Raw genomic sequence first — 20,240 nt, 5'->3', positions numbered from 1 at the left:
CTCCTGTACCGTCCGCGCCCATGAAGACCATGCTGACCCTGCCCCGATGTGAAGAAACGACAGCGCATAAGGGCCGCTGGCGTTTGCCCATCACCCTTGTCCTGACGCTGGGGTTCGGCGGGCTGATGCTGGTGGCGGTGGCCAGCGTCTTCTGGCTGGGCGTGCAGACATCAGGCCGCAACACCTATAACCTGCTGGCCGACAAGGCCGAGTTGGCGATGAACATGGTGGAGGCGCGGGTCCGGGCACAGCTGGACCCCGCCCGCAATCAGGTGGAATATCTGACCAGCCTGCTGTCGATGGGCGAGGTGTCGATCCAGGATCAGGACCGGATCGAAACCCTGACGCGCGGCGCGCTGGCCGCGACGCCACAGGTGGCGGGGATCGGCGTGCTGCGCGCGGCGGATGGGCGTCTGCTGGGTGCCACCCGTATGGTGAATACCGAGTCGGCCTTTTCCATGGACAAGCCGGCGGACGCGGCGGAGATCCTGGCCGACGTCCTGAAGACCGGGGCGCCGCATTGGCTGGACCCGATCTGGGCCGACGAGATCGCGACCACCGTGATGCCGGTGCAGGGGCCGCTGCGCAAGGACGGACAGTTCCTGGGTGCCGTCGCCTCCGTCGTGGGCTTCAACGGCCTGTCACGTTTCCTGCGCGACGCCGACAAGGGCATGGATAACAATATTTCGGCCTTCATCCTGTTCGACAACCATTACGTCCTGGCCCACCCGGCGCTGGCGGAACGCAAGTTCGATTTCTCCAAGGTCACGGGTCGCCCGCCTTTGCCGACCCTGGAGGAAGTAGGCGATCCCGTCGCCGCTGCCATCTGGTCCGTGATCGGGCCGGACGGGGTGGGGACCAAGCTTGCAAAATGGAACGAGGGCAAGAAGGTCGACACCCGCGTGCATGAACGGCGCAGCGATGTGCAGTTCCGGCAGGCGGAGGTGGATGGCATTTCCTATTTCTACCTGCTGCGATCCATCTCCGATTATGGCGAACATCCCTTCACCCTGGTCGCGGTGATGCGGGAAGAGGATGTGGATCGTGAGATCGAGCGGTTCCAGCATCTGCTGATTGTCGGGTTCAGCATCCTGATCGGGTCAGTCCTGGCCGCCATGATCGTGGGCAAGATGATCAGCCGGCGCATCCGCCTGCTGTCCGGGGCCGCCGTTGCCCTGCGCGACCTGGATTTCCAGAATGTGCCGCGCCTACCCGACAGCCGGTTCCGGGAGGTGGCGGACGCCGCCGCCGCCTTCAACGCCATGATCAGCGGCCTGCGCTGGTTTGAGACCTATGTGCCGAAATCGCTGGTCCTGCGCCTGATCCGCCGCGACGGTGCGCAATCCGAAATCCCGTCGGAAGAACGGGAGGTGACGGTCCTGTTCACCGACATCAAGGGTTTCTCCGCCATGGCGGAAAAGATGTCCCCGCAGGATACGGCTGACTGGCTGAACCGGCATTTCACCCGCATCGCCGCCTGTATCGAGGCGGAGGGCGGGACCGTGGACAAGTTCATCGGCGATGCCGTCATGGCCTTCTGGGGTGCCCCCGACGAACAGCCCGACCACGCCGCCCGCGCGTTGCGCGCCGCGCACGCCATCGCCAGCGTGGTGGAGGAAGAGGCGGCAGAAGCCCGCGCCGCCGGACGTCCCCCCGTCTGCCTGCGCGTCGGCGTGCATTCCGGTCCGGTGATCGTCGGCAATATCGGTGCGGCCACGCGCATCAACTACACCATCGTCGGCGACACCGTGAACACGGCCGCCCGCCTGGAAGCGCTGGGCGGCGAAATGATGGGCGATGAATGCTATGTCGTGCTGGTCAGCGACGATACCGTCCGCGCCGCCGGCAATTGCACCATCGACATGCCGCTGGCCCCCATCGGTGCCTTCTCCCTGCGTGGGCGGGTGGCGCTGGTCGATGTCTGGCGTCTGATCGTACCGTCATAAATCTTTCACCGCAGCGCACACTCGACATCGCGGCCCATAAGCGCCACTCTGCCCGCCGGTTTCCCGTACCGTTGTCCAGTGTGGACCAGGGGCTGTCGATGCTGCGCCGCCTTCTGCCTTTGCTGATCTGCCTGTTCTGCGCCCTGCCCGTCGCGGCGCAGACTGTGCTGCGCATCGGCAATGGTCCCGACAGCGAAAGCCTGGACCCGCACCGGGCCGTGGGTGCCGGCGACAGCCGTATCCTGACCTCCCTGTTCGAAGGCCTGCTGACCCCCGATGCGGCGGGCCGCATGGTGCCGGGGGCGGCGGAACGGTGGAGCGTCAGCGAGGATGGCCTGACCTACACCTTCACCCTGCGCGCCGATGGAAGCTGGTCCGACGGCACGCAAGTGACAGCCGGCGATTTTGTCTGGTCCTGGCGGCGTGCCGTGGACCCGGCCACCCGCCCGCTTTTCGCCGATTTCCTTTATCCCGTGTTGAATGCGGAGGAGATCGCGGCGGGAAAGCTGCCGCCCGAACAGCTGGGTGTGGCCGCCCTCGATGACCGGACGTTTCAGGTGCGGCTGAAGGCACCCAAGCCGAATTTCACCGACTACCTCTATCACCGCGCGACATATCCCGTGCATCGGCCCAGCGTGGAAAGGCATGGCGACGGCTTCACGCGGGCCGGCAATCTGGTCTCCAACGGGGCCTATATGCTGGTCGAGCAGGTGCCGCAATCGCATGTAACGGTCGCCCGCAACCCGCATTTCCACGGCGCATCCAGCGTCGCCTATGACAGCGTCCGGTTCTACGCGACTGAGGACAGCCAAGCCGAACTGCGCCGCTTCCGCGCCGGCGAACTGGATGTGACGGAGACGGTGCCACCCAGCCAGATCGACTGGGTGCGGGAGAATCTGCCCGCCGAGCTGCGTCTGGCCCCGCGCGCCGGCCTCAATTTCATTGCGCCAAACCTGCGCCGCGAGCCGTGGAAATCGAACCGCGCCCTGCGTCTGGCCCTGTCGCTGACCATCGACCGGGAAGGGATCGCGCGCCGCATCCTACGTGACGGGGAACCCGCCTTCACCTTTGTGCCGCCCGGCCTGCCCGACTATGAACCCGCCCTGCCCGCCCAGGCCACCTGGACGCAAGCTGCGCGCGACGCCCTGGCCCGACAGCTGTTTCAGGAGGCGGGCTACGGCCCCGACCGGCCGCTGACCGTCAATCTCCTGTACCCCACCAAGGAAGCCAACAAGCAGATGGCGGTCGCCATCGCGGCGCGCTGGCAATCGGTGCTGGGCGTGAAGACGATCCTGGAGAATCAGGAATCCAAGGTGGTGCTGGGTCGCATGCGCGACGGTTCCTACCCGGACCTGATGCTGCGTGAATGGTTCTGGGTCTTCCCCGAAAAATATCTGGAAATCATGCGCAGCCGGGAACAGCGCAATGGCAACGGCTACCAAAACCCGGCCTTCGACGCCGCGATGGCGGCGGCCGACCGCGCCGTCAGCCGGGCCGACTTCGCCCACGCCCTGCGCGGGGCGGAAGGCTTGTTGCTGGCCGATGCCGCGCTGATGCCCGTGACCTTCGCCACCAGCCGGCATCTGGTCTCCCCCCGCGTGGCGGGCTGGGTTGATAATCTGCGCGACAGCCATCCCGTGCGCCATCTGGCACCGCAATAATCGCGGTTGCATGAATTTCTGACGCAGCAACGCTTAAGCCATTGAGCTTTTGTCGGAATTCCGCCAGCCTTCCGTCGGGGTGAACCGACGGTCGGAGGGTGGGCGCATGGGCGCTGACAGCTGGCGGTTATGGCCGGCAAGGGCCTTGCGCACGGTGACGGACCTGTTCCTCCCCGCGCCCATGCGCGAGCGTGGTTTTGATGAAAAGGCCGTGTTGCGCGCCCGCGCCTTCATCCGCGTCACGCTGCTGATCCTGACGGGCATCCTGGTGCTCTATACCGTCTGGGCGGTGAATGAGGGGCCGTTCGATCCGGTCAGCCTGGCCTGGGCGGTCTATGCGCTGCTGGTGGGCGGCAATCTGGTGCTGGTGCGCCTGACGGGCCGGTTTCATGAGATCACCATCGCCAATAATCTGGCGGGTCTCAGCCTGATCGCCATCCTGCTGCATTATACGGACGGCATAGCCTCTCCTCTGGTGCCGCTGTTCCTGACGGCGCTCGCTACCACGGGCAATTTCGGCGGCAACCGCGCCATCCTCTATTTCTTCACGGGCTTCCTGACCGTCATCTGCGGCACCTATGCCTGGCAGCTTTACAGTGGCGAGGGGCCGGGGGACATCCACAGCCGATTCGCCTTCCTGCTGACGGCATTGCTGCTGCTGGTCCTGGCCAACCTGTCCTCGCAATCGGCCCGCACCAAGACGCGGCGCATGCTGGCCCAGGCCCGCGATGCCGCCATTGAGGGGCGGCGGCGGGCTGAAAAGACCCTGGGGGACCTGCGTGACGCCCAGGCCCAGATGATCCTGCAGGAAAAGATGGCCAGCCTGGGTTCCATGGTAGCGGGCGTCGCGCATGAGGTGAACACGCCCGTGGGTCTGGCCGTCACCGGCGCGTCACAGCTGCGCGCCGAAACCGCCAGCATCCTGGCATTGGCGGCACAGGGACAGCTGCGCCGATCCACCTTTGATGAATATCTGAAACTGGTGGATGAACTGGCGACCCTGATCGAAAAGAACGCGACGCGCGCCGCCGAACTGATCCAATCCTTCAAGGAAGTGGCGGTGGATCAATCCTCTGATGCCCGCCGTCCCTATGATCTGCGCGCCTATGTGGGGGAGGTGCTGGCCAGCCTGTCGCCCCGTATCCGCCATGCCGGGCATAAGGTGGAAATGGCCGTCCCCGATGGGATTGAGATGGATGGTCACCCCGGTGCCATGGCCCAGGTCATCACCAATCTGGTGATCAATTCCATCATGCACGCCTATCCCGACGACCGGCGCGGCGGAACCCTGCGGGTGGCGGCGCGCGTGCTGGATGGCGACCGCGTCGAACTGGCCTATAGCGATGATGGCAAGGGCATCGCGCCGGACCTGTGGCCCCGCATCTTCGAACCCTTCTTCACGACAAGGCGGGGCACGGGCGGGTCCGGCCTCGGTCTGCATCTTCTGTATAATATCGTCACGGTGCGCATGGGCGGTACGGTGCGGGTCGGGGCCGCCCCCCAGGGCGGGGCCCTGTTCACCCTGACCTTCCCCCGGATCAGCCCTGGAATGCCCCCGGAATCGGGCCTGGACGACCTGTCCACCGACCATGTTGCAGTGCAATAATGCGACAGGAACAGGGCTGTCGCGGACCCTTGGCTTGCGCCACCGGTGCGCTTCCGCCTAAGCTTCCGGCGTGATGGCGACAAGCAGGGGCCGGATCCGGACCCCGCACGTGTGAGGAGAGGAACCATGGTCGAAGTGGTAATTGCCGGTGCTGCCCGCACCCCGATTGGCGCGTTCAATGGCGCGCTCGGGTCTGTGCCCGCGCACAAGCTGGGCGAAGTGGCCATCCGCGCCGCCCTGGAACGCGCCAAGACCGACGCGGCGGAAGTGAATGAGGTGGTTCTGGGTCACGTGCTGACCGCCGCCCTGGGGCAGAACCCGGCCCGTCAGGCCGCCATCGCCGCCGGCATCCCGGCGGGCCGTACCGCCTATGCCATCAACCAGATTTGCGGCTCCGGCCTGCGCGCAGTGGCGCTGGGCTATCAGTCGCTGCTGCTGGGCGATACCGACATCGTGGTGGCCGGCGGTCAGGAAAGCATGAGCCTGTCGCCGCATGCCATGTATATGCGTGGCGGCACCAAGATGGGCGACACGTCCATGGTCGACACCATGATCAAGGACGGCCTGTGGGACGCCTTCAACAATTATCACATGGGCCAGACGGCGGAAAACGTGGCCGCCAAGTACGGCATCACCCGTGAGGAACAGGACGCCTTCGCCGCTGCTTCGCAGAACAAGGCCGAGGCCGCCCAGAAGGAAGGCCGCTTCAAGGATGAGATCGCCGCCGTGACGGTGGCGGGCCGCAAGGGCGATGTCATCGTCGATACCGACGAATATCCCAAGCATGGCACGACCATCGACACGCTGGCCAAGCTGCGCCCCGCCTTCTCCAAGACGGGCAGCGTCACCGCCGGCAATGCGTCCGGCATCAATGACGGTGCCGCCGCCCTGGTCCTGATGCGCGCCGACAATGCCGCCAAGCGTGGCGTGGCCCCGCTGGCCCGCATCGCGTCCTGGGCCACGGCCGGTGTTGATCCCACCATCATGGGCACCGGCCCCATCCCCGCCAGCCGCGAGGCGCTGCGCAAGGCCGGCTGGTCCATCGACCAGCTGGACCTGATCGAAGCGAACGAGGCCTTCGCGGCGCAGGCCATCGCCGTGAACCGCGACCTGGGCTTTGACACCTCCAAGGTCAATGTCAATGGCGGCGCCATCGCGCTGGGCCATCCGATCGGCGCGTCGGGTGCCCGCGTTCTGGTGACGCTGCTGCATGAAATGGTGCGCCGCGACGCCAAGAAGGGTCTGGCGACCTTGTGCATCGGCGGCGGCATGGGCGTGGCGCTGTGCGTCGAACGCGACTGATGACAGTCTAAGCGGGGGTGCCAAAGGCACCCCCGTTCGCTTTCAGGGTTCGGACCCCTGAGGCACATCAAGGCGGCAACTCGCCGCCGGTATTAAGGTTCAGTGATTTACAGCAGGCCAGAAGGCCACAACAACGGGGGAAACAAATGGCACGAGTGGCATTGGTGACGGGTGGTACGCGCGGCATTGGCGAGGCGATTTCCGTCGCGCTGAAGGATGCCGGCTATATCGTCGCCGCGAATTACGCCGGCAATGACGCCGCCGCCGCCGAATTCACCGAACGCACGGGCATCAAGGCCTATAAGTTCGACGTGTCGGACTTCGAGGCTGTGAAGGCCTCTGTCGCGCAGATTGAGGCTGATCTGGGCCCTGTCGAGGTGCTGGTCAACAATGCCGGCATCACCCGCGACGGCACCATGCACCGCATGACGTTTGAACAGTGGAACGCCGTCATCCAGACGAACCTGACCAGCTGCTTCAACACCTGCCGCGCCGTGATCGACGGCATGCGTGAGCGGAACTTTGGCCGTATCGTCAATATCGGTTCGATCAATGGTCAGGCCGGTCAGTATGGTCAGGTGAACTACGCCGCCGCCAAGTCGGGCATCCATGGCTTCACCAAGGCCCTGGCCCAGGAAGGGGCCGCCAAGGGCATCACCGTGAACGCCATCGCGCCGGGCTATATCGACACCGACATGGTCCGCGCCGTGCCTGCCGACGTTCTGAAAAAGATCGTCGCCAAGGTGCCGGTGGGGCGTCTGGGCCAAGCCTCAGAAATCGCCCGTGGCGTGCTGTTCCTGGTGGCGGACGAAGGCGGCTTCATCACCGGCTCGACCCTGTCCATCAATGGCGGCCAGCACATGTATTGAGGTGTGCGGGGTGGGCGCTGGCAACGGCGCCCACCCTACTCTCCGGCCCTACCCAGACCCTCCATCCGTTGCAGCAGCCGATCGCGCCGTTCCGCCGGCATATTCTCCACCATGCCTATCAATGTATCGGCATTCGGTCCCAAACCGGCGAACCCCAGTACGTTGCGCTTGAAGCTGCGCACCCCGTGCGACAGGAAATACAGGCGATACAGCAGGGCGGGCATCCCCATGGTGACGATGCTGCGTGTGCTGCGCCCGGCCAGCCGGCGGGGACTGGAAAAGCCCTTGGCCGGTTCCTCCAGCAGGAAGGCGGGACGCGCCACCTGTTCCAGAAAGGCCTTCATCAGGGCGGGCACGTCACCCAGCCAAAGCGGGAACAGGAAAACCAGATGATCCGCCGACAGGATGGCCGCCTGCGCCGCCTGAATATCGGGCGGGATCGGCCCTTCCTCCCAATCCTGCTTTGACCGGATCAAGGGAAAGTCCAGCGCGTTCAGGCGCAGCATTTCTGCCGTATGTCCGCCTGCCGCCGCACCATCCAGATAGGCGTCGGCCAGATCATCCAGCAAATGACCATTGCCCGCATCGGGATGGCCCTGGATCAGCGTGATGGTCGCCATGCCGCAATCCCCTCCATCGTGCATCCAGCATCAGTATAGAAGGGTCCTGCGTCCCGCGCCTTGATGCGGGTCAAGCTTTACGCCCCATCCTCCTTTATTTTCGGATCACAAGGCCCTGGCCGCAAAGGCGGGCAATCAGGATGGCAGATTGCACCTTGACCATGGAAATCAATGCAGGGAAGGGCATTGAGTACCTGTCACTGTGACTGGTAATGACCCAATGGTTGTTCGCCAGAACATCCCATTTCAGGAAACACAGATGTCTCCGCCCCCTCCCACCCATCCCCGTGTCGGCGTCGGCTGTCTGGTCTGGAAAGACGGGCAGGTGCTGTTGATCCGGCGGGGTAAGCCGCCCGGATATGGTGAATGGTCCCTGCCCGGCGGGTCGCAGGAACTGGGGGAGACCTTGTTTGCGGCGGCGGAACGGGAAGTGATGGAGGAGACCGGCGTCACGGCGCAGGCACGCTCGGTGCTGACGGCCGTCGATAATATCGTCCATGACGCCGATGGCCGCCTTGCCTTCCACTATACCATCGTGGATGTGGAGGCGGACTGGATCGCCGGTGACCCCGTTCCCGGCGATGATGCGCTGGATGCGCGCTGGGCCGATCTGGTGGCGTGCGAGGCGCTGGTGGCGTGGGAGCCGCTGAGGCAGGTGCTGCGCACCGCCTTCGCCCGCCGCTAACTCTTGCTGACGGTTGCGCCCGGTTATAGGATCAAGGCACATCCTGGATAGATGTGCCTGGACCCTTTCCATTCTGAGAAACCGTGCAACGCACCTGTATTTTCTGTTGCACGATGTTTCACATGTTCTGAAAAATCAGTCCCAGATCCTCAATGGCTCAGCACCTGACCCAGGAAGGCCTTGGTGCGGTCATTCTGGGGGGCATCGAAGAACTGGTCCGGCGGGGCCACTTCCACGATCTCGCCCTTGTCCATGAAGACCACGCGGTCGGCCATGCGGCGGGCGAAGCCCATCTCGTGGGTCACGACCAGCATGGTCATGCCGGACGCGGCCAGATCGCTCATCACGTCCAGCACTTCCTTGACCATTTCGGGGTCAAGCGCGCTGGTCGGTTCATCGAACAGCATGATGGACGGGTCCATGCAGAGCGCGCGGGCGATGGCCACGCGCTGCTGCTGCCCGCCTGACAGTTGGCCCGGATATTTCATCGCCTGATCGGGGATGCGCACCCGCTCCAGCAGTTGCCGCGCCTTGGCCTCCGCCTCGGCGCGCGGCATCTTCTTCACCCACATCGGGGCCAGGATGCAGTTCTCCAGAACCGTCAGGTGCGGGAACAGGTTGAACTGCTGGAACACCATGCCGACGTCGCGGCGGATGCTCTCGACATGCCGGACATCATCATCCAGCGGCACGCCCTTGACGATGATGTCGCCGGCCTGATGTTCCTCCAGCCGGTTGATGCAGCGGATGGTGGTCGATTTGCCGGAACCCGACGGCCCACAGATGACAATCCGCTCCCCCTTCTTCACGGAAAGGTTCACATCGCGCAGCACATGGAAGGCGCCGTACCATTTATTGACGCCGCGCAGTTCGATGATGGCTTCGGTGGTCATTCAGAAAACTCCGTGTCGATATCGCGCGCGGCGTGGAGGATACGGTCGATGATGATCCCGGTAGGGACAGTGTGATAAATCAGCAGATAGGAATCGACAGGCAAGACACGGGCGTCATCGCTCAGTTCCAGCCGCTTGCGTCCCAATCCAGGAAAGGCGGCACAACGGGCTGCCGCCTGATGGATACGGGACAGCATCCGGTCGGCAGCAAGAGGGCGGTCAGCCGCAATATGACACCAGATGTCCAGTGCATCCCCCTCCGCGAGGGCACTAAACTCATAACTCGCCATTAAGCCGCCTTCTTGCCTTGGCCAGCATCTCGTCAAGCGGAATGTGACCGACGGAGCCACTATCGCGCCCTGCCTGGACGTCCCTGCGCAAGGCCTCCAGCTTTTCCTGCCTGCGACGGGCCGCCTCATCACGCTCCATGTCTTTCAGCTTTTCAGCAGGCTGGGTCATGACATCACTCCCTGACCAGGAACAAGGGGCTTCCAGCCTATCACCGCCGCCGCCCCTGCCCAAGGACGGTCTCCAGGTGCCGGCTGTAGCGGGACAGGGCATAGCAGAATAGCAGGTAGATGATGCCCACGAACAGGTAGGCCTCCTTGTAGAAGCCGCGCCAAGCCGGGTCGGTCAGGGCGGCCTTGGCGGTGGACAGCAGGTCCAGAAGGCCGATGACGATGACCAGGCTGGTATCCTTGAAGCTGGCAATAAAGGAATTGACTAATGGCGGGATCACCAGCGACAGGGCCTGCGGCAGGATGATCAGGCGCTGGCGCTGCCAATAGCCCAGACCCAGGGCCTTGGCCGCCTCCACCTGTCCCTTCGGGATTGCCTGCAGGCCGGCGCGCACCACCTCTGCCACATAGGCGGCGGAGAACAGGCAGATGCCGATCAGGGCACGCAGCACCTTGTCGATGGACACGCCCGCCGGCAGGAACAGCGGCAGCATGACCGACGCCATGAACAGGATGGAGATCAGGGGAACGCCGCGCACCAGTTCAATATAGACGACCGACAGGCCGCGCATGACGGGCAGGTCCGACGTCCGGCCCAGCGCCAGCAGCACGCCCAGCGGGAAACTGGCCACCAGCCCGACGATGGACAAGGCCAGCGTCAGGGGCAGACCGCCCCAGAGTTCTGTCGGGACATAATCCAGGCCCAGCACCCCACCGAACATCATCAGCGCCGAAAAGCCGATGCCAACCGTCCAGATATAGATCAGCGCCCGGCCCCAGAACCGGCGGTCGGCAGAGATGACCAGGGTGCCGATCATCGACAGGATGGCCAATGTCGGGCGCCAATGCTGATCATCGGGGAAGGTCCCGAACAGGATGAAGCGCCACTTCTCCGCCAGGAAGGCCCAACAGGCACCCCCGGCCTCCCGGCAGGCTGCCGCATCGCCGGTCCAGCTGGCCTTGACCAGGGCCCAGTCGATGATGCCCGGAATGGCACGGGCCAGCACATAGGCGATCAGCAGCGTCAGCAGCGCGTTGTACCAGGTGGAAAACAGATTGGCGCGCGCCCAGGCCACAGGACCCTGATTGGGGCGGACGGGGGCGGCGCGGTCTTGGGTGGTCTCGGTCACGCTCATCTCACCGCTCCACCAGCGCCACGCGGCTGTTGTACCAGTTCATCAGGAAGGACAGGCTGAGGCTGATGATCAGATAGGCCGCCATGATCGACAACACGCCCTCCACCGCTTGCCCCGTCTGGTTGATCGTGGTGTTAGCGATGGAGACGAAGTCGGGATAGCCGATAGCAACGGCCAGTGAGCTGTTCTTGGTCAGGTTCAGATACTGGCTGGTTGTCGGCGGGATGATGACGCGCAGGGCCTGCGGCAGGACGACAAGCCGTAACAGCTGACCCCGCGTCAGGCCCAGCGCCGTCGCGGCCTCCGTCTGGCCCTTGGGCACCGCCAGGATGCCGGAGCGGACAATCTCGCCAATGAAGGCAGCGGTATAGATGACAAGGCCGAACAGCAGCGCCGCGAATTCCGGCGACAGCGTCATGCCGCCCCGGAAATTAAAGCCCTGCAAGACCGGCATGTCGATGGCCCCGCCACCACTGGCCAGCAGGACCAGCAACGGCAGGCCGAGGATCAGGCCCAGCCCGATGGGCAGCATCGACAGGCGCTTGCCCGTCGCCGCCTGCCGCTTGGCGTTCCAGGCGGCGATGACCAGAGTCAGGATGATGCCCAGACCGAACAGGGCAGCAACCCAGGCCCAGATCGGGTCATCGGCCGGGGCCGGCAGCTTCAGCCCGCGATTGGACAGGAACACGCCTGGTAGCGGCGCCAGCGCCTGACGCGGCCCTGGCAATCCTTCGGTCAGCAGCCCGTACCAGAGGAACAGCTGCAGCAGCAGCGGCACATTGCGCACCGTCTCCACATAGAAGGCGGCGATGCGCGCCACCAACCAGTTCGACGACAGGCGGGCAACACCCAGCACCACGCCCAGCAGCGTCGCCAGCAGGATGCCGATGCCCGACACTTTCAGCGTGTTCAGGATACCGACCAGAAAGGCCGTGGAATAATGATCCTGCGGCCCGAACTCGACCAGGGTCTCCCCGATCTGGAACCCCGCCTCCCGATCCAGAAAGCCAAAGCCCGACGCGATCGACAGCCGCGCCAGATTGTCCATCGTATTGCCGACCAGATACCAGGCGACAAGCGCCACGGCCAGGGCCACGCCAAGCTGTGCCAGGATGGCACGGACAATGGGATTGTTGATGGACAGGTGAAAGGCCGCCGGCCCCGGAGGGGCGGCGGCCTTGGTCGCGGTCGCGTTGCTGTCGCTCATCGGCGTCCGGTTCCGGGCGTCAGGTCAGCGGATCGGCGGGGCATACATCAGCCCGCCATTGGTCCACAGCGCGTTCAGGCCGCGATCCAGCTTCAGCGGCGTCTTCTTGCCGATATTCCGCTCGAAAATCTCGCCATAATTGCCCACGGCCTTGATGGCGCGATAGGCCCAGGCCTTGTCCACGCCGAGACCGGTACCCAAGTCGCCCTGCACGCCCAGCAGGCGCTGCACCGAGGGGTCGGGGTCCTTCAGCTTGGCATCGACATTAGCCTGGGTGATGCCCTTTTCCTCCGCCTCGATCAAGGCGTAGATGGTCCAGCTGACAATGTCGCGCCATTGGTTGTCGCCATGACGGACGACGGGGGCCAGCGGCTCCTTCGACATCACTTCCGGCAGGATGATGAAATCATCGGGCTTGGTGGCAACTGACGCGCGCACCCCGGCCAGACCGGAAATGTCGGTGGTCAACACATCGCAGCGACCGGCGAAAAAGGCGGCGTTCACCTCGTCCAGCGCCTCGATCACCACAGGCTTGAAGGACAGGTTATGGGCGCGGAACCAGTCGGCGAGATTCAGCTCTGTCGTGGTACCCGGCTGCACGCAGACGGTGGCACCGTCCAGCTGCTTGGCGGAGGTCACGCCCAGGCTTTTGGCAACCATCAGACCCTGGCCATCATAATAGACAGGCGGGGCGAAATCGAGGCCCTGGGCATCGCGGGTCAGCGACCAGGTCGTGTTGCGGACCAGCAGGTCGATCTCACCCGACTGAAGCGCGGTCAGGCGCTGCTGCGCCGACAGCGGCGTGTAGCGAATCTTGGCCGTGTCATTCAGGATAACAGCGGCGACGGCCTTGCAGACATCAACGTCCAGGCCCGTCCACTTGCCCTGGCTGTCGGGGCTGGAAAAGCCCGGCAGGCCGGTATTCACGCCACAGGTCAGCTGCCCCTTGCTTTTGACCGCATCCAATGTCGGGCCGGCGAGCGCCGGAACGGCGGTGAAGGCAACATACGCGGCGGCCAGGGCGACCGCACCCCCAAGGCGAAGGTTCATCGTCTTTGGTTCCCCTGTTTTACCGGGGCGGGATGTCCGTCGGCCGCCCCCTTTGATGTCAGGCAGTTAAGCATTCAATGCCGCAGTGAAACAACCCCGTAACGGGGACAATCGCGACAATTCTCGCCTCTGCCGCAAGGATAGGCAGGATGATCACAAAACATCACGCGCCAACTGCTCCAACTGGCCTTCCAGCTTGGCCGACAGTGCCTTGAACTGCGCCAGTTCCACCTCGTCCAGGCAGTTTAGCCAGCGCTGCTGCCATTCCAATGCCAGCGGTGCGATTCTCTCATAAAGCGCGCGGCCCTTGGGCGTAAAGGACAGGCGCAGCAGCCGCTGATCCGACGGGTGCGTATCGCGCGACAGCAAACCAGCTTCGACCAGCGAGGTCACGGCCCGGCTGACCTTGGCCTTGTCCATGGCCGACCGTTCCACGATGTCATTGGACGACAAGGGCTGTTCACGGCCCAGAATCGCCATCACACGCCATTCCGGGATGGAAATGCCAAACTGCGCCTCATACCGGCGTGCCAGCTCGCGGCTGACACGCTTGGCCAGGACGTTCAGGCGATAGGGCAGAAAATCGTCAAGGTCGAGCATCCTGCAAGGGTGGCCTGCCCAAAGCGGACTTGCAAGCCCCTCATTGATCCGGCATATTCGTTTCATATGAAACGATATGGTTTCAAGCGGGAGAGCAGCATGCGCCGGTACATTTCCTTCCCCCGTGTCGAAGGCACCTCGTCACGCCAAGCCCATGCCGACCTGCCGCCCGGCACTTTTGAGCGGGAACTGGGCCGCGAGGGCTTCTTCGGCCCGGCCACGCACATGTACCATCGCAACGCCCCCACCGGCTGGACCAGCTGGGAAGGCCCGCTGCGCCCCCGCGCCTTCGACCTCAACCAGTTGGTGGAAGGCATGTCCGAAGGGCCGTGGGGGGCGAAGGAGGTGCTGTTCAATGCCCATTGCCGCATGCGCATGTGGCGCTGCGACCGACCCATGGACCATCTGGCCCGCAATGGCGACGGCGACGACCTGATCTTCGTGCATGAGGGTGAAGGGGAGCTGTTCTGCGATTACGGCCACCTGACCGTGACGGCGGGCGACTATGTTGTCCTGCCGCGCGGCACCATATGGCGCCTGTCGCCCACCAAACCGGTGACGGCCCTGCTGATCGAGGCGACGGGATCGATTTATCAATTGCCCGACCGTGGCATCGTCGGCCCACATGCCGTGTTCGATCCCGCCATCCTTGACACGCCGAAGATCAATGAGGCGTTCCTGGATCAGCAGGCGGATACCGGACCGGGCGGCTCCTGGCGCGTGCTGGTGAAGCGGCGGGGCGCCATCAGCACAGTCACATATCCGTTCAACCCGTTGGATGCCGTGGGCTGGAAGGGCGATCTGGCGCCCGTGCGCCTGAATGTGAAGGATGTGCGGCCGCTGATGAGCCACCGCTACCACCTGCCGCCCAGCGCCCACACCACCTTTGTCGCCAATCGGTTCGTTGTCTGCACCTTCGCCCCGCGCCCGTTCGAGACGGATGAAGGGGCGATCAAGATCCCGTTCTTCCACAATAACGACGATTATGACGAGGTGCTGTTCTACCATGCCGGCGATTTCTTCAGCCGCGATAACATCAAGGCCGGCATGATGACCTTCCACCCGTCGGGCTTCACCCACGGGCCGCATCCCAAGGCGCTGGGCAAGATGCTGGTGCAGACCAAGCCCGCCACCGACGAATATGCCGTCATGGTCGATACCCGTGACGCGCTGGAGGTGGCGGACCTGCCCAATGGCGTGGAAAACCCGGCCTATGCCGACAGCTGGCGCGTGAAGCCGTAACCACCTGCCATCACACAGATTTCCGCCCTGGAGTGTTCCCCCATGAAACTCGCTTCCCAGCAGCAGGGCCGTGATGGCCGTCTGGTTGTTGTGTCGGATGACCTGTCACGCTGCGTACCCGTGCCGGATATCGCGCTGACCCTGCAACAGGCGCTGGACCATTGGGACAGCGTGGCGCCTGCCCTGGCCGCCGTCGCCACCAAGCTGAATGCCGGCGGAATTGAGGGTCAGCCGTTTGATGAGGCGGATTGCGCCAGCCCCCTGCCGCGCGCCTACCAATGGGCGGATGGATCGGCCTATGTGAACCACGTCGAACTGGTGCGGAAGGCCCGCAACGCCGAGATGCCGCCCAGCTTCTGGACCGATCCCTTGATGTATCAGGGCGGGTCCGACAGTTTCCTGTCGCCCCATGACCCGATCCTGATGGCGGACGAGGCCTATGGCATCGATCTGGAGGGCGAGGTTGCTGTCATCACCGGCGATGTGCCCATGGGTGTCACCCCGGAACAGGCCAAGGCCCATATCCGTCTTGTCATGCTGGTCAATGACGTGTCCTTGCGGGGCCTGATCCCGAATGAGCTGGCCAAGGGTTTCGGCTTCTTCCAGTCCAAACCCAGCAGCGCGTTCAGCCCCGTGGCCGTCACACCCGACAGCCTGGGCGATGCCTGGGACGGCGGTAAGCTGCACCTGCCCCTGCTGTCCGCCATTAACGGGCAGCCGTTCGGCAAGCCCAATGCCGGCATCGACATGACCTTTGACTTTCCCACTCTGATTGCGCATGCCGCCAAGACGCGGCCCCTGTCGGCGGGCACCATCATCGGGTCGGGCACGGTGTCCAACAAGGACCCCGATGGCGGGCCGGGCCGCCCGGTGTCGGAAGGCGGCATGGGCTATAGCTGCATCGCCGAAATCCGCACGATCGAGACCATCCGCGACGGCAAGCCCAGCACGCCCTTCCTGCGCTTCGGCGACCGTGTGCGGATCGAGATGAAGGACAAGGATGGACGCAGCGTGTTCGGTGCCATCGATCAGGAGGTCGCCAAGTACGAGGGCTAGAGCGGCTTGCCGGAAGCCGCTCCGGCGGCGACTGCCGCCGCGCGGCACGTGCCGCGTTAGCCAAGCCGCGGATGCGGCGCCGGCGACTGAGGCAACTTTGTTAAAGACCCCGCAACCCGCCGCTGGCGCGGATCACCTCCCCCGTGATCCAGGCGGCGTCGGGACCGGCCAACCAGGCAACAATGGCGGCGATGTCCTCGGGTTCGCCAATGCGGCCAAGGGCGGTGCGTTGGGTGATCTCGCCCTCCCGTGACCGGTCGCCGGCTTTGAACCGGTCGGTTGCGGTCACGCCGGGGGCGACCGTGTTGATATTGATGCCCAGCGGCCCCAGCTCCTGCGCCAGGACGCCGGTCATGGCATGGACAGCGCCCTTGGACGCGGCATAGACGGAACGGAGGCCCACGGGCATGTCGGTGATGACGCTGCCGATATTGATGATCCGCCCGCCAGGCTTCATCGCCCGTGCCGCTTCGCGTGCCATCAGCAACGGGGTGGCGGCGTTGACGGCCAACACCTGGGCCAGTTCCAGCGAGTTGATCTCCGCAATTGGCGCGAACCGGCCCGTGCCGGCATTATTGACCAGGATATGCGGCACGCCCAGCGATGCCGACACGGCAGCAAACAGGGCAACCGCCCCGCCCCGGTCCGACAGATCGGCCAGATCCGCCTGGAAGGCCCGCGCCCGAACGCTATACTCCCGACCACAACGGTCGGCCAATTCCTCCGCCGATTGCCGGTGGGATCCATAATGGACAGCTACATCCGCCCCGTCACGGGCCAGCCGTTCGGCAATCGCCGCACCGATGCCACGGGAGGCCCCCGTAACCAATGCTATCTTGCCTTCCAACGGACGGGCCATGGCCCCCTCCCCCTCATCGTAACCCCTGGCCGGTGATACCACGAAGATGCAGCTTCACACCTATTTCCGATCCTCCGCCGCCTATCGGGTCCGCATCGCGCTGGCGCTGAAGGGCATCGCCTGGGACCCGGCCTATGTCCACCTGCTGAAGGATGGCGGGCAGCAGAAGACCCCTTCCTACCGCGCCGTCAACCCCCAGGGTCTGGTACCGACCCTGGTGGATGGCGACGCGGTGATCCCGCAATCGCTGGCCATACTGGAATATCTGGAGGAACGGTATCCGGCACCGCCACTACTGCCCGCCGATCCGGCGGCGCGGGCCAGGGCGCGGTCCATGGCGCTGGCGATTGTCGCGGACCTGCATCCGCTGAACAATCTGCGTGTCCTGACTTACCTGCGCGGCCCCCTGGGGCAGGGGGAAGAGGCCGTGAAAGCCTGGATCGCGCATTGGACGGCGGAGGGTTTCGCGGCACTGGAACAGACGGTGGAAGGGCCGAATTTCTGTATCGGTGGGGCCGTCAGTTTCGCCGACCTGTGCCTCGTGCCACAGATGTTCAACGCCCGGCGATTTGGCGTGGACCTGACACCCTATCCAAAGCTGGTCGCCATCGACGCCCATTGCCAGACGCTGTCGGCCTTTCAGGGGGCGGCACCAGGGCAGCAGGGGGATGCGGAATGATAAAAGGCCCCTTCCGATTCAGCGGAAGGGGCCTGTCTATCAGGACTAGCCGGTACTTTACCGCGCCGGCTCGTCCGACACCTTGACCGCCAGCTTGCCGGTATTGCCGCCCGTGAACAGCTTGTTGAAGCTGGTCAGGGTGTTTTCAAGACCCTGGTCCAGCTCCACCTTCCACTTGATCTGGCCAGCAGCCAGCCAGGGGCCCATCTCGGCATACATCTCCGCCATGCGGGGCGCGTAATCCAGGACCAGGAACCCCTCCATCCGCGCCCGGCGGCTGACCAGGACGGACAGGTTGCGCGGGCCGGGTGCCGGCTCAGTGGAATTATACTGGCTGATGGCACCACAGAATGGGATACGGCCCTTCACGTTCAGCAGGCTCAGCGCCACCTCGGTGATCTCTCCGCCGACATTCTCGAAATAGATGTCGATGCCATCCGGCACTGCGTTCTTCAGCGCCTTCTGCCAGCCCTTTTCCTTGTAATTCACTGCGGCGTCATAGCCCAGCTCACCCGTCAGCCAGTTGCACTTGTCGGCCGAACCGGCAATGCCAACCGCGCGGCAGCCCTTCAGCTTGGCGATCTGCCCAACCAGCGAACCCACTGCACCGGCGGCGGCAGACACGACCACCGTCTCCCCCTCCTTGGGCTTGCCGATATCCAGCAGACCGAAATAGGCCGTCGCCCCCGTCATGCCCAGCGGCCCCATATAGGCCGACAGCGGCAGGCCGGGAATGTTCGGCACGCGACCAAAGGAAGCGCCATCCGCCACGGTATAGTCGGCCCAGCTGCCCATACCGGTGACCAGATCGCCCACCTTGAACTTGGCATGGTTGGACTGATCCACCACGCCCAGCACCAGACCGCGCATGGTACTGTTCAGCGGAACGGCCGGCAGATAGCTGTCATATTGCATCCAGACCGCATTGGTCGGGTCCAACGACAGATAGATGGTGCGCACCCGGATCTGCCCCTCGCCAGCATCCGGCGCCGGTGCCTCGCGTAGGGACAAGACTTCGCTGAAATTGCCGCCCTTGGGACGGTCCAGCAGCAGCCAGTGACGGTTGATCGCGGTGGACATTGTCATCTCCCCAAAAAGATTTATCGGATGATTGAGAGACAGCATCGTTCAAACGCTTGTTCGACTCAAGTCGTTTTCGTCCGACCGTTCGAAAATCAGCAACCGTGACGGGTTGTCTTCCCAATGGTGTTGGCGCAACATCAGCAAACCCAGGAAACAGTGGAAAGCCCGCAAAGACGGGCCGGGTGGGGGGATGGGTTTTCTTTTGCCGACTTTTGACGAGGCGACGGAACGGCGTTTTGACGGCTGGCGCGCCTCGCGTCTGAACGATGCCCTGCTGGCCCCCGTCGCCATCGGCGGTCTCGCGATGTTCAGTTTCCTGTTGTGGGACTGCTTGCTGGACCCCACGCAATTCCTGGCCTGTCTGGCCATCCGCAGCACGGGTGCCATCATCATGATGGGATGCGCCTGGAAACTGCTGCGCACCCGCACGACACCGCTGGAACTGCGCTGGATCTGGATGCTGGCCGTGTCGGCGGGCACCGTCTCCATCGCGTTGACACAGTTCCTGTTGAAGGACGGTTTCCTTTACGGGCCGGCGGGGCTGGCCCTGTTTCCCACAGTATCTGCGGTGGTGGTGACGCGGGCGCGGCAGGTGCCGCTGCTTAATCTCCCTGGCTTCGCGGTTGTGATCGCCCTGTTGCTGCTGAAGGGTGTGGAAGGGTTCGCCCTGTTCAATGTCGTCGCCTTTGTCGGGACCGGCGTGTTCGCATCAGGCATCCTGGCTTTGGCCCTGGAACGCACGGCCCGGTACGGGTTCCAGCTGGAATTGCGGCTGGAGGAACAGGCCCATATCGACCCGCTGACCGGCATCGCCAACCGCCGCCGCCTGGAACAGGAAGCCCGCGACGAGGTAGAGCGGGCACGGCGCTTCAACCGGCCCCTCTCACTGATGATCATGGATCTCGATCATTTCAAGGGTATCAATGATCGCTACGGCCACCCGTTCGGCGACAAGGTGCTGCGCACCCTGGCCGATCTGGGCCGCGCCAACCTGCGCCAGACGGACCTGTTCGCGCGGGTGGGGGGCGAGGAGTTCGTGGTGCTGATGCCGGAAACCACGGCGGAGGCGGCGGCACAGCTGGGCGAACGGCTGCGTGCTCTGCTGGCGGCAACACCCATCAGCGATGGGGAGCATGCGGTGACCGTCACGGTCAGCGCCGGTATCGCCGCCCATGGGCTGGACGCACCAACCATGGAGGCGCTGATGGCCATGGCCGACAAGGCCCTGTACGAGGCCAAGGCCCAAGGCCGCGACCGTGTGGTGATCGGTCCCTAGGGGCTGGGTTAG

20 protein-coding genes are annotated in these 20,240 nt (G+C 64.3%); 10 read left to right on the top strand and 10 right to left on the bottom strand.

Going from position 1 to position 20,240, the window contains the following annotated elements:
* The first annotated feature begins 29 nt into the window (after positions 1–29).
* The 5 genes from ABC729_RS00190 (at position 30) to phbB (ending at position 7,384) form a co-directional block, all read left to right on the top strand.
* Entirely contained in the window at positions 30–1,946 is a 1,917-nt protein-coding gene (locus ABC729_RS00190; RefSeq protein WP_495605663.1) for an adenylate/guanylate cyclase domain-containing protein, read from the top strand.
* 98 nt (positions 1,947–2,044) lie between these two features.
* Positions 2,045–3,607, top strand: coding sequence for a peptide ABC transporter substrate-binding protein (locus ABC729_RS00185; RefSeq protein WP_495605662.1), 1,563 nt, complete (start codon positions 2,045–2,047; stop codon positions 3,605–3,607).
* A 106-nt stretch (positions 3,608–3,713) separates the two neighbouring features.
* Entirely contained in the window at positions 3,714–5,213 is a 1,500-nt protein-coding gene (locus tag ABC729_RS00180; protein ID WP_495605661.1) for a sensor histidine kinase, read from the top strand.
* A 126-nt stretch (positions 5,214–5,339) separates the two neighbouring features.
* Positions 5,340–6,515, top strand: a complete 1,176-nt coding sequence (locus ABC729_RS00175) for an acetyl-CoA C-acetyltransferase (protein ID WP_495605660.1) — start codon at positions 5,340–5,342, stop codon at positions 6,513–6,515.
* A gap of 146 nt (positions 6,516–6,661) precedes the next feature.
* Positions 6,662–7,384 (top strand): acetoacetyl-CoA reductase, encoded by a 723-nt coding sequence (gene phbB, locus ABC729_RS00170; protein WP_495605659.1) that lies wholly within the window; start codon positions 6,662–6,664, stop codon positions 7,382–7,384.
* A 35-nt stretch (positions 7,385–7,419) separates the two neighbouring features.
* Here phbB and ABC729_RS00165 read toward each other — a convergent pair whose 3' ends face one another.
* Positions 7,420–8,004, bottom strand: coding sequence for an NAD(P)H-dependent oxidoreductase (locus ABC729_RS00165; RefSeq protein ID WP_495605658.1), 585 nt, complete (start codon positions 8,002–8,004; stop codon positions 7,420–7,422).
* A gap of 259 nt (positions 8,005–8,263) precedes the next feature.
* On the opposite strand from ABC729_RS00165, the gene ABC729_RS00160 reads away from it, so the two are divergent.
* Positions 8,264–8,689 (top strand): NUDIX hydrolase, encoded by a 426-nt coding sequence (locus ABC729_RS00160; protein ID WP_495605657.1) that lies wholly within the window; start codon positions 8,264–8,266, stop codon positions 8,687–8,689.
* Between the two features lie 149 nt (positions 8,690–8,838).
* On the opposite strand, the gene ABC729_RS00155 is transcribed toward ABC729_RS00160, so the two are convergent.
* From ABC729_RS00155 to ABC729_RS00125, 7 genes are all read right to left on the bottom strand, one after another.
* Positions 8,839–9,582, bottom strand: coding sequence for an amino acid ABC transporter ATP-binding protein (locus ABC729_RS00155; protein ID WP_495605656.1), 744 nt, complete (start codon positions 9,580–9,582; stop codon positions 8,839–8,841).
* Positions 9,579–9,872 carry a type II toxin-antitoxin system RelE/ParE family toxin gene (locus ABC729_RS00150; protein WP_495605655.1) on the bottom strand — a complete coding sequence of 98 codons (294 nt, stop codon included), beginning with the start codon at positions 9,870–9,872 and terminating at the stop codon, positions 9,579–9,581. Before ABC729_RS00150 ends, ABC729_RS00155 begins: the two co-directional genes overlap by 4 nt.
* The gene (locus ABC729_RS00145; protein WP_495605654.1) at positions 9,859–10,041 is read right to left on the bottom strand and encodes a hypothetical protein; all 183 of its coding nucleotides are present in this window, start codon (positions 10,039–10,041) and stop codon (positions 9,859–9,861) included. The genes ABC729_RS00150 and ABC729_RS00145 overlap by 14 nt, the downstream gene beginning before the upstream one ends.
* A 40-nt stretch (positions 10,042–10,081) precedes the next feature.
* Complete coding sequence (locus tag ABC729_RS00140; protein ID WP_495605653.1) at positions 10,082–11,176, bottom strand: amino acid ABC transporter permease; 1,095 nt, start codon at positions 11,174–11,176, stop codon at positions 10,082–10,084.
* Between the two features lies 1 nt (position 11,177).
* Positions 11,178–12,383, bottom strand: a complete 1,206-nt coding sequence (locus ABC729_RS00135; protein WP_495605652.1) for an amino acid ABC transporter permease — start codon at positions 12,381–12,383, stop codon at positions 11,178–11,180.
* Between the two features lie 24 nt (positions 12,384–12,407).
* A complete protein-coding gene (locus tag ABC729_RS00130) occupies positions 12,408–13,433 on the bottom strand; it encodes an amino acid ABC transporter substrate-binding protein (RefSeq protein WP_495605651.1) in 1,026 nt (341 codons plus the stop codon).
* A 153-nt stretch (positions 13,434–13,586) separates the two neighbouring features.
* Positions 13,587–14,033: a MarR family winged helix-turn-helix transcriptional regulator gene (locus tag ABC729_RS00125; protein ID WP_156344468.1), complete on the bottom strand. Its 447-nt coding sequence runs from the start codon at positions 14,031–14,033 to the stop codon at positions 13,587–13,589.
* A 99-nt stretch (positions 14,034–14,132) separates the two neighbouring features.
* Between ABC729_RS00125 and ABC729_RS00120 the strand changes: the two genes are divergently transcribed.
* Together ABC729_RS00120 and ABC729_RS00115 are read left to right on the top strand one after the other, a co-directional pair.
* A complete protein-coding gene (locus ABC729_RS00120) occupies positions 14,133–15,275 on the top strand; it encodes a homogentisate 1,2-dioxygenase (protein ID WP_495605650.1) in 1,143 nt (380 codons plus the stop codon).
* Between the two features lie 42 nt (positions 15,276–15,317).
* Positions 15,318–16,331: a fumarylacetoacetate hydrolase family protein gene (locus tag ABC729_RS00115; RefSeq protein WP_495605649.1), complete on the top strand. Its 1,014-nt coding sequence runs from the start codon at positions 15,318–15,320 to the stop codon at positions 16,329–16,331.
* 100 nt (positions 16,332–16,431) lie between these two features.
* Here the strand turns inward: ABC729_RS00115 and ABC729_RS00110 are convergent, their stop codons facing one another.
* A complete protein-coding gene (locus ABC729_RS00110; RefSeq protein ID WP_495605648.1) occupies positions 16,432–17,190 on the bottom strand; it encodes an SDR family oxidoreductase in 759 nt (252 codons plus the stop codon).
* 46 nt (positions 17,191–17,236) lie between these two features.
* Between ABC729_RS00110 and maiA the strand changes: the two genes are divergently transcribed.
* Entirely contained in the window at positions 17,237–17,869 is a 633-nt protein-coding gene (gene maiA, locus ABC729_RS00105) for a maleylacetoacetate isomerase (RefSeq protein ID WP_495605647.1), read from the top strand.
* 57 nt (positions 17,870–17,926) lie between these two features.
* Here maiA and ABC729_RS00100 read toward each other — a convergent pair whose 3' ends face one another.
* On the bottom strand, positions 17,927–18,949 hold the full coding sequence (locus ABC729_RS00100) for an NADP-dependent oxidoreductase (RefSeq protein ID WP_495605646.1): 1,023 nt from the start codon (positions 18,947–18,949) through the stop codon (positions 17,927–17,929).
* 193 nt (positions 18,950–19,142) lie between these two features.
* Between ABC729_RS00100 and ABC729_RS00095 the strand changes: the two genes are divergently transcribed.
* A complete protein-coding gene (locus ABC729_RS00095) occupies positions 19,143–20,228 on the top strand; it encodes a GGDEF domain-containing protein (RefSeq protein WP_495605645.1) in 1,086 nt (361 codons plus the stop codon).
* Positions 20,229–20,240 lie beyond the last annotated feature (12 nt).

This window comes from Niveispirillum sp. CC-CTL257 (assembly GCF_059489915.1).
Note: the sequence above shows the minus strand (reverse complement) of the source record. Positions and strands in the feature narration are given on the sequence as shown.